12 protein-coding genes are annotated in these 12,156 nt (G+C 75.6%); 8 read left to right on the forward strand and 4 right to left on the reverse strand.

Annotated elements, in window-relative coordinates:
* Positions 1 to 52 precede the first annotated feature (52 nt).
* Positions 53 to 979: a proteasome assembly chaperone family protein gene (locus ACPCUX_RS09360; RefSeq protein ID WP_034655073.1), complete on the forward strand. Its 927-nt coding sequence runs from the start codon at positions 53 to 55 to the stop codon at positions 977 to 979.
* Between the two features lie 303 nt (positions 980 to 1,282).
* Positions 1,283 to 1,486, forward strand: a complete 204-nt coding sequence (locus ACPCUX_RS09365) for a cold-shock protein (protein ID WP_034655075.1) — start codon at positions 1,283 to 1,285, stop codon at positions 1,484 to 1,486.
* Between the two features lie 87 nt (positions 1,487 to 1,573).
* Here ACPCUX_RS09365 and ACPCUX_RS09370 read toward each other — a convergent pair whose 3' ends face one another.
* Positions 1,574 to 2,422: a spermidine synthase gene (locus ACPCUX_RS09370; protein WP_423388604.1), complete on the reverse strand. Its 849-nt coding sequence runs from the start codon at positions 2,420 to 2,422 to the stop codon at positions 1,574 to 1,576.
* A 273-nt stretch (positions 2,423 to 2,695) separates the two neighbouring features.
* Here ACPCUX_RS09370 and ACPCUX_RS09375 point away from each other — a divergent pair, with 273 nt between their 5' ends.
* Genes ACPCUX_RS09375 through ACPCUX_RS09385 form a run of 3 tightly spaced genes read left to right on the forward strand, consistent with a single transcriptional unit; the run spans position 2,696 to position 4,868 of the window.
* Complete coding sequence (locus ACPCUX_RS09375) at positions 2,696 to 3,139, forward strand: SAV_6107 family HEPN domain-containing protein (RefSeq protein WP_034655077.1); 444 nt, start codon at positions 2,696 to 2,698, stop codon at positions 3,137 to 3,139.
* A gap of 39 nt (positions 3,140 to 3,178) precedes the next feature.
* Positions 3,179 to 4,435, forward strand: a complete 1,257-nt coding sequence (locus ACPCUX_RS09380; RefSeq protein WP_423388605.1) for a DNA polymerase IV — start codon at positions 3,179 to 3,181, stop codon at positions 4,433 to 4,435.
* A 37-nt stretch (positions 4,436 to 4,472) separates the two neighbouring features.
* Positions 4,473 to 4,868 carry a DUF3040 domain-containing protein gene (locus ACPCUX_RS09385; RefSeq protein WP_031316425.1) on the forward strand — a complete coding sequence of 132 codons (396 nt, stop codon included), beginning with the start codon at positions 4,473 to 4,475 and terminating at the stop codon, positions 4,866 to 4,868.
* Here ACPCUX_RS09385 and ACPCUX_RS09390 read toward each other — a convergent pair.
* Genes ACPCUX_RS09390 through ACPCUX_RS09400 form a run of 3 tightly spaced genes read right to left on the reverse strand, consistent with a single transcriptional unit; the run spans position 4,816 to position 9,462 of the window.
* The gene (locus ACPCUX_RS09390; protein WP_423388606.1) at positions 4,816 to 7,116 is read right to left on the reverse strand and encodes a transglutaminase TgpA family protein; all 2,301 of its coding nucleotides are present in this window, start codon (positions 7,114 to 7,116) and stop codon (positions 4,816 to 4,818) included. The two genes, ACPCUX_RS09385 and ACPCUX_RS09390, sit on opposite strands and share 53 nt — an antisense overlap.
* Positions 7,113 to 8,453, reverse strand: coding sequence for a DUF58 domain-containing protein (locus tag ACPCUX_RS09395; protein WP_423388607.1), 1,341 nt, complete (start codon positions 8,451 to 8,453; stop codon positions 7,113 to 7,115). The genes ACPCUX_RS09390 and ACPCUX_RS09395 overlap by 4 nt, the downstream gene beginning before the upstream one ends.
* 1 nt (position 8,454) lies before the next feature.
* Positions 8,455 to 9,462: an AAA family ATPase gene (locus tag ACPCUX_RS09400; protein WP_034655085.1), complete on the reverse strand. Its 1,008-nt coding sequence runs from the start codon at positions 9,460 to 9,462 to the stop codon at positions 8,455 to 8,457.
* 443 nt (positions 9,463 to 9,905) lie between these two features.
* Here ACPCUX_RS09400 and mraZ point away from each other — a divergent pair, with 443 nt between their 5' ends.
* The 3 genes from mraZ (at position 9,906) to ACPCUX_RS09415 (ending at position 12,016) form a co-directional block, all read left to right on the forward strand.
* Positions 9,906 to 10,340, forward strand: coding sequence for a division/cell wall cluster transcriptional repressor MraZ (gene mraZ / locus ACPCUX_RS09405; protein WP_031316739.1), 435 nt, complete (start codon positions 9,906 to 9,908; stop codon positions 10,338 to 10,340).
* A gap of 168 nt (positions 10,341 to 10,508) precedes the next feature.
* The gene (gene rsmH / locus ACPCUX_RS09410) at positions 10,509 to 11,570 is read left to right on the forward strand and encodes a 16S rRNA (cytosine(1402)-N(4))-methyltransferase RsmH (protein WP_423388608.1); all 1,062 of its coding nucleotides are present in this window, start codon (positions 10,509 to 10,511) and stop codon (positions 11,568 to 11,570) included.
* Positions 11,567 to 12,016, forward strand: coding sequence for a hypothetical protein (locus tag ACPCUX_RS09415; protein ID WP_074810049.1), 450 nt, complete (start codon positions 11,567 to 11,569; stop codon positions 12,014 to 12,016). The genes rsmH and ACPCUX_RS09415 overlap by 4 nt, the downstream gene beginning before the upstream one ends.
* The last annotated feature ends 140 nt before the right edge of the window (positions 12,017 to 12,156 follow it).

The raw sequence follows: 12,156 nt of genomic DNA on the forward strand, positions 1-12,156 counted from the left end.
CCGGAGCGCGCCACCGGCGGCGCACGGGCGAAGGACGTGACGAGGAGGATGCATGCTGGACCCTCGCGGGATCTACGAGCTCGACGAGCAGGCCGTGGCGCGCCTGTGGCCCACGCCGCCCGAGGCGGGCTCTGGGCCGGTGCTGCTGCACGCGGTCGCGGGGTTCGTCGACGCGGGCAGCGCGGGAGAGGTGGCCGTCGACCACCTGCTGGAGATCGGCGAGGTCACCCGCCTGGTGACGTTCGACGCCGACCAGCTGATCGACTACCGCTCGAAGCGGGCCACGATGACCTTCAGCACGGACCGCTGGTCCGACTACGACGAGCCGTACCTCGTCGTCGACCACGTGCGCGACGCCGAGGGCACCGGCTTCCTGCTGCTGCACGGCGCCGAGCCGGACGTCCAGTGGGAGCGCGTGGTCGCCGCGGTGCGCGACGTCGTCGAGCGTCTGGGCGTCTCGCTCGTCGTGGGCTTCCACGGCATCCCGATGGGCATCCCGCACACGCGGCCGCTCTCGGTGACGGCGCACGCCACGCGCCCCGAGCTGCTCGGCGAGCACACGTCGTGGTTCGGGACGGTCAAGGTCCCGGCCAGCCTCGCCGCGCTGCTCGAGCTGCGGCTCGGGCGCGCCGGCCACGACGCCGTCGGCTACACCGTGCACGTGCCGCACTACCTCGCCCAGTCGTCGTACCCGCCCGCGGCGGTCGTCGCGCTCGAGCACGTCCAGCGCGTGACGGGTCTCGACCTCGCCACGGGCGGCCTCGCGGAGGCGGTCCAGGACGCGAAGACCGAGGTCGAGCGCCAGGTGCGCGACTCCGAGGAGGTCGCGGCGGTGGTCCGGGCGCTCGAGGAGCAGTACGACGCCTTCGCCCGCTCGGTCGGGCGCACGAGCCTGCTCGCCGAGTCGGCCCCGATCCCCACGGCCGACGAGCTCGGCGCGGAGTTCGAGCGCTTCCTCGCGCAGCAGTCGGGGGAGTGACGGCGCGCTCGGCCCCGCCGGGGAGTATGTGCCGAAAAATCAGCACGAGAGGGCTCGTTCTCCATGGCGGACCTGACGTGGTCCATGCCACACTGTGACCCGTTGCAGTGACGTACTTGCGCACGACCCGGTGCAGGGCCGGTACGTGGGTCCGCCCGGCGGGGCGGTCCGGCGTCGGGCCTGCCGGCCGCACACGGCCGGGACGCCGGCGAAGGACGTGGGACATGGCATTGCGGCGCACGGGGGTGGACGAAGGGTCCGCCTGCTGATGTCCCCGGATGGACAGAAGGTCAGAGGAACAGCATGGCGCAGGGTTCTGTGAAGTGGTTCAACGCCGAGAAGGGCTACGGCTTCATCGCGCAGGACGGCGGCGGTGCCGACGTCTTCGTGCACTACTCGGCGATCGAGTCGAACGGGTACCGCACGCTCGACGAGGCGCAGCGGGTCGAGTTCGAGATCACCCAGGGGCCGAAGGGCCCGCAGGCGGAGAAGGTCCGCCCGCTCTGACGTCCACGACGTCCTGCGGTCGGGTCGCCCGGTCGTAGCAGCAGCGCAGGAGCCGCGTCCCCTCCCGGGGGCGCGGCTCCTGGCGTGTCAGCCCTCGCGCGTCGCCCGCGCGTGCTCGTCGGGCGCCGGACGCGCGGTGGTGGCGTCCCCGGGAGCGGGCCCCTCGAACGTGGGGTCGGCGGACCCGGGGTCCGCGGGCGCGGGGTCCGGGAGGGGCGCCGCCGGGCCGACGAAGGTCCGCAGCTCGCTCCCCACGAGGACGCGCGCCGGCACGGCCAGCGAGCGCACGGTGCGCGCGAGGCCCGGGCCGGTCAGGGCAGGCTCGGCACCGCCCGGCGCGACCGCGGCGAGCACCACGTTCCCGTACCGGCGGCCCTTGAGCTGTGCCGGCTCGGCGATCGCTGCGACACGCCCCTCCTCCACGGCGCCGTCGCCCGTGCCGCCCCCGAACGCGGCGGCGAGCGTCGCGAGCTCGCGCCGCACCGACGCGAGGGGCGGCCGGTCCGCGCAGTTGACCAGGTAGACGCCCCCCGGTCGCAGGACGCGCCGCACCTCCTCGGCCATGCCGAGGGTCACGAGGTGGTCGGGCGTGCGGTCGCCGTGGAAGACGTCCCGGACCACGACGTCGAACGACGCGTCGGCGAGCCCTTCCACCGCGTGCCGGGCGTCGTCGGGCCGCAGCCGCAGCCGCGGGGAGCGCGGCAGGTCGAACCAGGCGCGCACGAGCTCCAGGAGGCGCGCGTCGAGGTCGACCCCGAGCTGCGTCGAGCCGGGGCGGGTGTGCTCGACCCAGCGCGGCAGGCTGCACCCGGCAGCGCCGAGGTGCAGCGCACGCACGGGCCCGGGGTGCAGCTCGTCGACCACCGCGGCCATCTGCTGCATGTACTCGAACGCGAGCATCCCGGGGTCGTCCAGGTCGAGGTACGAGCTCGGCACCCCGTTGACGTAGAGGGTGACCGCCGACGGGCGGTCGGGGTCGCGCTCGACGCGCGCCGTGCCCGTCGTGGTCGCGACTGGCTCGTCCGGGAGGTCGGACGCCGCAGGCCCGCCACGCGCGTGGCCCCGACGCCGGGGCGGTGTGGGTGGTGCGGAGGACCCTGGAGGGCGTCGGGAGGTACGGCGAGCCATGTGCCCCACGGTACGGGCTGCCGGCGTCCGGCACGTTGACAGGATCGAACAGGTGTTCGATAGTGGAGCAGGAGGTGCGCGATGTCGAACGAAGCAGGCGCGAGGGCGCAGGTCGTGGTTCCCGCCGAGGTCCGGCGGCTGCTCGCCCGCGCGGACGCGGAGCTCGTCGCTGCGGCGCTCGCGCAGGACGCGGGGGAGCGGTTCGTCCACGCCCACCTCGGCGCGCTGCGGGCAGCCGCCGCGGTCGTCGCGCTCCGTGCGCGCCCCGTGCGCCGTGGGCGCGCCCGCTCGGTGTGGGAGCAGCTCGCGGACGCCGAGCCCGCGCTCGCCGCGTGGTCGGTGTACTTCGCGAGCGGTGCGCGCGTCCGTGCCGCCGTGGACGCCGGGCGGTTCGACGAGGTCGACCCGCGTCGCGCCGACGAGCTCGTCGCGTGCGCCGAGGACTTCCGCGACGAGGTCGCGATGCTCGTCGACCCGGACGCCGGCTTCGTCCGGCTGCCGGGGCTGCGGACGGTGGCGTCGTGACGACCCGGCCGGTCGGCCCGCGGGCACGGTGAGCACCCGATGAGCCGGGGTCCTCGTGCCGTCGTCCGCCGGGACTGGGGGGACGACGAGAGCGGCTGCTCGATCCTGCACGTCGACATGGACGCGTTCTTCGCCTCGGTCGAGCTCGCGCGGCGTCCCCAGCTCGTCGGGCGACCGGTCATCGTCGGCGGTGCCGAGCGGGGCGTCGTCCTGGCCGCCACCTACGAGGCGCGCGCGTTCGGCGTCCACTCGGCGATGCCCATGACGACCGCGCGCCGGCTGTGCCCGCAGGCGGTCGTCGTGCCGCCGGACCACGCGCGGTACCACGAGGTCTCGCGCTCGGTCATGGTCGCGCTCGGGGAGATCACCGCGCTCGTGGAGCAGGTGAGCGTCGACGAGGCGTTCCTCGACGTGAGCGGCGCGCGGCGCCGTCTCGGGCCGCCCACGCGGATCGCGGCCGCGCTGCGGCGTCGGGTCCAGGCGGACCACGGGATCACGTGCTCGGTCGGGATCGCGACCACGAAGTTCGTCGCGAAGCTCGCGTCCACGCACGCCAAGCCCGACGGCATGCTGCTCGTGCCCGCCGCGGCGACGGTGCCGTTCCTGCGCACCCTGCCGGTCGGGGCGCTGTGGGGTGTGGGCGAGCGCACGGAGGCCGTCCTCGCGCAGTGGGGCATCCGGACGGTCGCCGAGCTCGCCGACACCGACGTGGCGTCCCTCCAGGCGGCGGTCGGCAAGGTCTCCGGGGCGCACCTGCACGACCTCGCGTGGGGTCGCGACCCGCGCCCCGTCCAGCCGGAGCGCTCGGAGCGGAGCATCGGCGCGGAGACGACGTTCGAGCACGACCTGCGCGACCTCGCCGCCGTGCAGGCGCGCGTGCTCGAGCTCGCCGACCGGTGCGCCGGGCGGCTCCGGCACCAGGGCCTCGTCGCCCGCACGGTGAGCGTGAAGGTCCGCACGAGCGACTTCCGGACCGTCACGCGCGCCCGCACGCTCGGCGCCCCGACGGACGTCGCGCGCGAGATCTACCTCGTCGCGCGTGAGCTCGTCGCGGGGGTGGACCTGCGAGGGCTCGCGGTCCGGCTCGTGGGGGTGCGTGCGGAAGGTCTCGAGCCGCGCGCGGAGGCCGTCGTCCAGCCCACGCTCGAGGAGGCCGTGGTGGAGACGAACGCCGTCCGACGGCGCGCGGAGGAGGCCGTCGACGCCGTCCGCGGCCGTTTCGGGGTGAGATCCATCGCGATGGGGCCCGCCCGGGCCCGCTCGACTACCACCCCCGCGGATGTCGATCTATCCTGAGGGTGTCACACGACCACCGTGGAGAATCGGGGTGCTCATGCCTCTGTCTGAGTACGAGCAGCGGGTCTTGGAGCAGATGGAGCGCGCGCTCACCTCGGACGATCCGCGGTTGGCGAACACGCTCCAGGCCCCTCGACGTCGCTCTGCGCTGCGCTACGTCCTGGCCGGTGTCGGCGTCGTGGGAGGGCTGCTCCTGCTGGTGCTGGGCGCCGCGCTCTCGCAGACCTGGCTCGGCGTCATCGGCTTCGTCCTCATGTTCGCCGGCGTCGTGCTGGTCTTCCAGGCACCGCGCGCCTCCCGCAAGGGACCGGTCGGCACCGTCGAGGCCGACGGCACCGTCCGGCCGGCCGCAGCGAGCAGGACGTCGCGGAAGCCGTTCCTCAGCCGGCTCGAAGAGCGCTGGGACCGTCGGCGCGAGCAGGACGGTCGCTGAGCGACCTCTCGATCCCCTCGACGGCGGCGTCGACGAGTGCCTGGAGGCGCTCCGGGGTGACCGTCTCGCGCGGACGCGGGGCGTAGCGCTCCGCCTCGAGCGCCGACGCGAGGGCCGTGAGCGTCTCGGCCAGGTCCTCGTCCCCGGCATCCGCCCCGCGTCGCGCCTGCAGGGTCGCGACGACGACGGCGGGCACGCGGCGCGGCGTCGTGGACGACGGCCACCGCACCTCCAGCGCACCGAGCCGTGCCACGAGCTCGGCCCACGCGTCCTCGGCGTCCCGCAGGCTCTCCGCCTCGGTGCTTCGGCGCAGCACGAACCACAGCCCTGCGGCGAGCGCCGCCGCGACGAGCAGCGCCACGCCCACGACCAGCGGCCACGAGGTGGAGTCCTCCTGCGTGCCGCCCGTCGTGCCGCCGGCCCCCGGGGCGGTGGGTGCCGGCGTCACCGGCGCCGACGGCGCGGCCGTGCTGGCGTCCGGCGTCGGGACGTTCCCCGGGTCCGCCGGGCCGCCGGGCGTGACGGCGACCGGGGTCGCCCACCGCGGCGTCGGGCCGGTCTGCTGCGCGGGCGTCGGCTCGAACCGGACCCAGCCCTGCCCCGGGAAGTACAGCTCGGGCCACGCGTGGGAGTCGCGGCCCGTGACCTTGTAGCTGGAGTCGTCGACGCGCTCGCCCGGGAGGAACCCGACGCCCAGCCGTGCGGGGATGCCGAGCGTGCGGGCCATCATTGTCATCGACGTCGCGAACTGGACGCAGTAGCCCGTCCGGTCCTGGAGGAAGTCCCAGACGGCGTCGCCCGAGGCGCCCGGCGGCACCTCGGTGGAGTACGTGAACTGCGAGATGTCGCGGAAGTAGGTCTGCAGCGCGAGCGCCTGGTCGTAGCGCGTCGTCGCGCCGTCGACGACGGACGTCGCGAGGTCGCGGATGTCCTGCTCGTGCTCCGTCGCGGGCACGTCGAGGTAGTTGGGGTCGTCCGGGTCCGCGCCGCTGGCGCCGCGCAACGCGTCGGCGTCGAGCGGCCGCGGGAAGACCGTGACCTCGTAGGACGTGCCCGCGCCCGTCGGCTGCTCGCCGAGCACCTCGTCGCGCACGTCGTCGTACGCCCAGTCGCCGTCGATGCCGACGGCGCGCGGCTCGGTCGGGAGGGGCAGCTTGGTGTCGCGCAGCGACTCGAGCGTGACGCGCAGCGACGTCGGGTCCCCGGTGGCGCCCGGGTCGTCGGGCCACAGGACCTGCTCGCCGCCGTCGATGGGGGTGCCGTCGCGGTCGGCGCCGCGGCGCCAGTTGGTGCCGTCGAACCCCGTGAGCGTGAAGACGCGCAGGGGACCGACGTTCTCGCCGTCGGTCCGGTAGCGCAGGACGACCTCGGCGGACCGCTCGGCGAGGTCGCGCCGCATGTCCAGGTCGTCGGAGAGCCGGACCGTCTGGCCGGTCGAGGAGAACAGGCGCGACCACGACGCCGACGCCACCTCGGGGAGCGAGGCGCTCGCCGACCCGAGCCCGAGGGCGGTGACCGCGACGGCGACGGCCACGACGAGCGCGCCCGCGGCACGCAGGCCTCCGGCGGCGCGGTCCTCCGGGCGTCGCGCGGACGCCCCGCGGCGGACGGCGCGGTGCGGGTTGTCCACGGCGAGGAGCAGCACGAGCGCGGTGACGGTCACGACGAACGCGAGCGGCGGGATCTCGCCGACGATGACGAGCCCGGGCACCCACAGGGCGAGGAGCGGCAGCGCGACCCCCGCGCCGAGCCGCAGCCCGCCGGCCATGAGGTCGGCGACGACGAACACCACGACCGCGCCGCCGACCGCCAGGAGCGCGATGGGCAGGCTGGGGTCGATCGGGGCGACCTCCGCGAGCGTGAGGTCGCGCGCGGTGCCCAGGCGGGACAGGACGCGGTCGACGTTGGACAGGCCGATGAGGAGCGAGAACCGGTCCGTCGGCCCGCCGTACAGCCCGAGCAGGGCCCACAGCCCGACGACGAGCCCGGCGAGCGACGGCAGGAGCGCCGCCGGCGGGGCGAGCACCTCGCCGCGCGCCGCGTGGCTCCGCTCGAGCGCCCAGCGGCTGAGGCCGGTGACGAGCGCGAGGACGACGACGACGCGCACGACCGTGCCCGTCCAGCCGCCCGGCCCGACGACGCTCCCCAGCGCGTACGCGGACGCGACGACCGCGGTGGCGACGAGCGCGCTCGTCGCGAGCACGCGCAGGCCCGCGGAGTCCGAGGTTCCCGGTCGGGGTGCGGTCATCGTGAGCCTTCCGCGAGCAGGGTCCAGGCGTGCTCGAGCGACACGGACGGGTCGACGAGCGCGGCGTGCCACCCCGTCGAGCGGAGCGCGGCGACCGTCTCGACGGCGTCCGCGTGCTCGGGGGCCCACGGGCGGGTGCTCACCACGAGCGCGCGGTGGACGCCGTCCCCGGCCATCGCGGCGACGGTGTGCCGGGCCACGGAGCCGAGCGGGCCGAGCACGGCGAGGGTGATCTCGCCCGGGCGGCGGTCGCGGCGCAGCGCCTCGGAGGTCGTGACGACGGAGCGGTCGGCGTCCGCCACGACCTGGTGCCCGTGCAGGTCGACCGTCGCGTCGAGCAGGTCGGCCGGGCCCTCGCCGGACCGGTTGACCCGGAAGCCGGTGCCGGGGACCACCGCGGCGAGCGACGTGGGGACGAGGCGGACGGGGTGCCCCGCCTGGAGCAGGGACACCCCGATCGACGCGGCGCACTCGACGGCCCACTCGCCGTCGGCCAGCGCGCGCGGGCTCGACGCGGCGAGCTCGGGGTGGGGCAGGAGGCCGCGGTCGAGGAGCACCGTCACGGGCGGCAGGCCCGCGCTCTCGTCGGAGCGCACCATGAGCTGGCCGCGGCGCGCGGCGCTGACCCAGTGCACGCGGCGGGGGTCGTCACCGGCGACGTAGTCGCGCAGGACCGAGTCGTCGCTCGACGCGAGCCGGGCGCCGGAGGTCGAGCGCTCGTGCTCGCCGAACGCGCGGCTCCCGCGCACGGGCAGCTCGACGGTGCGCGGCCAGACGGCCACGGCCGTCGGGTCGCCGAGCTCCTGCGTCGCGCTGACGAGGCCGAACAGGTCGGTCCGCGTCGTGAGGAGCGGGCCGAGCGGCCACCGGCCGCGGCGCAGCGGCCGCAGGCGGTACCGCACGGCGATGTGGTCGCCGACCGTCGCGACCTGCGCGCGCAACGAGCCCTGGTCGGACAGCTCGTGCGCGGCCTGCTCGCTGATGCGCAGGCGTGCGAGCGTGGAGGCCGTCGACGACGTCGTGCGCGCCGCCGCGACGGTCAGGCGCGCGGTCGTGAGCTGGCCGCGCACGGCGGGGTTGGGCTGCACCCGGCGCGTCACGTGCAGCGCGCCGCGCCCCCGGTCGATGCGCCGGGCCGCCATCCAGCACCACGCGGCCCCCACGGCGAGGAGCCCCGCCGCGCCGAGCCCGACGAGGTCCGGCAGGCCGAGCGTGACGCCGAGCACCACGAGCGCGGCGCCCGCACCGAGGACCACGGTGCCGCGGCGGGTCGGGCGCGCGCTGGCGAGGCTCCTGGTCCTGCGCCGGAGCCGCGCGAGGAACGACGGGCCGCGCACGTCAGCGTCGCTCGGTCGCGTCCAGCGCGGGGATCGGCGTCTGCGCCACGAGGGACGCGACGACGGCCTCGGCGTCCTGGCCCGAGAGCCGTGCCTCGGTGGTGACGACGAGCCGGTGCGCGAGCACGGGCACCGCGAGGTACTGCACGTCGTCGGGGAGGACGTGGTCGCGCCCCGCCATCGCGGCCAGGGCCTTCGCCGCGCGCAGGAGCTGGAGCGTCGTGCGGGGGGAGGCGCCGAGGCGCAGGCCCGGGTGCTCGCGCGTCCCGGTGACGAGCGCGAGGACGTAGCGCTTGACGGCCGTGGACGCGTGGACCGAGCGCGCGACCTCGGCGAACCGCAGCACGTCCGCCCCGGTGGTCACCGGCCGCAGGTGCGCGAGCGGGTTGTCCGACTCCTGGCGGTCGAGCATCCGCAGCTCGGCGTCGACGTCGGGGTACCCCACGGTCAGCCGTGCCATGAAGCGGTCGCGCTGGGCCTCGGGGAGCGGGTAGGTGCCCTCCATCTCGACCGGGTTCTGGGTCGCGACGACGAGGAACGGGCTCGGGAGCATGTGGGTCGTGCCGTCGACCGTCGTCTGGCCCTCCTCCATGCACTCCAGGAGCGCCGACTGCGTCTTGGGGGAGGCGCGGTTGATCTCGTCGCCGATGACGATGTTGGAGAAGACGGGGCCGGGCCGGAACTCGAACTCGTGGTTCGCGGCGCGGTAGATGTTGACGCCGGTGAGGTCGCTCGGCAGGAGGTCGGGCGTGAACTGGATGCGGCCGACCTTGCAGTCGATCGTGCGGGCCAGCGCCTTGGCGAGCGTCGTCTTGCCGACGCCGGGGACGTCCTCGACGAGGAGGTGACCCTGCGCCAGGAGGACGGCGACGGTGACGGTCACGAGGTCCGGCCGCCCGGTGACTACGGACTCGATGCCGGAGCGGATCCGTCCGGTGGTCTCGACCAGCTCGTCGAGACCGGCGAGGCGACCTGACCCGGGCTCGTCGGAGGGCGCGACAGGGGCGATGTCGGGGAGCACGGGGACCTCCGTCGTCGGTGGCGCAGGGCCGCGGACCGGCGAGACCGCGGGTGGGAAGAGCCTAGTAGACGGTGGGAGGTCCGCCGACCCCGACCCGGTGGCGCGGGCCGTCCCGACCGGCCCGTGCCCCTCCCTCTCCCTCCACGGGCACCGGGCGCCGCCGCCCAGGACCCGCCGGACGGCTCCCGGAAGCGGTCGCCGCCCGACGGCGGCCCCGCCGGACGCGGCCGCGACGCGCCCTGGGGAGTCCTCCCCTCCACCGCGCTCCAGCCCGTCTGACCTGCGGAGATCCTGCGAAGACGGGTGAAACCCGTGAGTTTCGCCGAGAGCGGTGGAGGGAAGTGGAGTACCGTGGAGCAGAAGGGAGCAGGAGGGGAGGTGCCAGGTGCATGTCCGGCTTCGTGGACGACGTGCTCGGCGGTTCCTCCGGCCTGCTCCTGGGCACCTTCACGCCGCGTCTGGACGACAAGGGGAGGCTCATCCTCCCCGCGAAGTTCCGGTCGCGGCTCGCACCGGGTCTCGTCATGACGCGGGGGCAGGAGCGCTGTCTGTTCCTGCTGCCGATGGACGAGTTCCGGCGCATGTACGACCAGATCCGGCAGGCGCCGGTGACGAGCAAGCAGGCCCGGGACTACCTGCGCGTCTTCCTCTCGGGGGCGAGCGACGAGATCCCGGACAAGCAGGGACGTGTCTCGATCCCCGCGCCCCTGCGGGCGTACGCGGGGCTCGACCGCGACGTCGCTGTGATCGGCGCCGGCACGCGCGTCGAGATCTGGGACGCGCAGGCGTGGGAGACGTACCTCGCGGAGCAGGAGTCGGCGTACTCCGACACCGCGGAGGAGGTGTTCCCGGACCTGCGCTTCTAGGGCCGAGCACCCCCGGCCCCGCACGGTGAGGCCTCCTCCCGCCCGGTCTGGCGCACTTCCCCGGCGCCAGAAAGGACGCGGAGGGAGACCTGACCGTACGGGGCCCGCAGCACAGCACGACCAGCAGCAGCACCGGAGCACGACGACCAGCAGGGAGAGGAGGAGGACGTGACGAGCACCCCCGACGACGCCGCCGAGCGGCACGTCCCGGTCCTCCTCCAGCGCTGCGTCGACCTGCTCGCGCCCGCGCTCGGCGAGCCGGGCTCCGTGCTCGTCGACTGCACGCTCGGCATGGGCGGCCACACGGAGGCCGTCCTGGAGCAGGTGCCGACGGCGCGCGTGGTCGGCATCGACCGCGACCCCGAGGCGATCGACCGCGCGTCGCGCCGGCTCGCCCGGTTCGGCGACCGCTTCCGCGCCGTGCACGCCGTGTACGACGAGATCGAGGACGTCGTCGCGGACGTGGTCGGCGCACCGGTCCAGGGCGTGCTCATGGACCTCGGCGTCTCCTCGCTCCAGATCGACGAGACGGAGCGCGGGTTCTCCTACGCGCAGGACGCCCCGCTCGACATGCGCATGGACCCGACCGTGGGTCTCACGGCCGCGGACGTGCTCAACACGTACGACGAGCGCGCGCTCACCCGGATCCTGCGCGACTACGGCGAGGAGCGGTTCGCCCAGCGGATCGCGCGGGCCGTGGTGCGCCGGCGCGAGCAGCAGCCGTGGGAGCGCAGCGCGGACCTCGTCGACCTCGTCCGCGCGTCGATCCCGGCGGCCACCCGCACGACGGGCGGCAACCCCGCCAAGCGCACGTTCCAGGCGCTGCGCATCGAGGTGAACGGCGAGCTCGAGGTCCTCGAGCGCGCGGTCCCCGCCGCGGTGGACGTGCTCGCCGTGGGCGGGCGCATCGTCGTCGAGTCGTACCACTCGCTCGAGGACCGCATCGTCAAGCGCGTGCTCGCCGCCGGCGCGACGATCAGCGCGCCCGCCGGCCTGCCGGTCGTGCCCGAGCAGGACGAGCCGTACCTGCAGCTGCTGACCCGGGGGGCCGAGGAGGCGCCGGCCGGGGAGCGCGAGACGAACCCGCGGTCCGCGTCCGTGCGCCTGCGTGCCGCCGAGCGCACCCGCCCGACACCGCCGCACCGCCGCCCGTCCGCCGCTCGCCGCTCGCCGGCGCCCGGCCACCGACCGACCGACCGACCGCACGACCCGGGGGAGACGACACGATGAGCGCACAGAGGTCGACCGCCGCCCGCCCGCTCCCGCGCCCGGCCCGGCCGGCGCCCGCACCGCGCCCGTCGCTGACCGCCCTGCCGGGCGGCGCGTCCGAGCGGGCGCTGCGCTCGCGTCTCGAGCTCGTCCGGGCGCCGCTGCAGGCGCGCTCCAAGGTCCCGTTCCTCGTCGTCTGCATGTCGATCCTCGGCGCCGCGCTCCTGTGTGCTCTCCTGGTGAACACGACGATGGCGCGCAACTCCTACGAGATGTCGGAGCTGCGCCGGGAGGTGAGCCGCGTGGCCCAGGACACGCAGAGCCTGCAGCTGCAGGTCGCCGAGCAGAAGACGGCGCTGCCGGAGACCGCACGCGGGCTCGGCATGGTCGAGGCGCAGGACCCGGCGATGGTCCGGCTGTCCGACGGCACGGTGCTCGGCGTGGCGCAGGAGGGGGCGGGGGAGTGACGCAGGGCACGGGCGCCGGGCGCACCGGCCGGTCACGACCGGCGGCGGGCACCCCGCGTCCCCGTCCCGCCACCGCGGCCTCCCGGGCCTCCTCGGGGGGCCGTGCTGCGTCCGCCGGTCGGGCCGCGGGTGCTCGCTCC

Origin of the sequence: Cellulosimicrobium sp. AB352, from assembly GCF_049538415.1 — a bacterium.
Lineage (GTDB): Bacteria > Actinomycetota > Actinomycetes > Actinomycetales > Cellulomonadaceae > Cellulosimicrobium > Cellulosimicrobium funkei.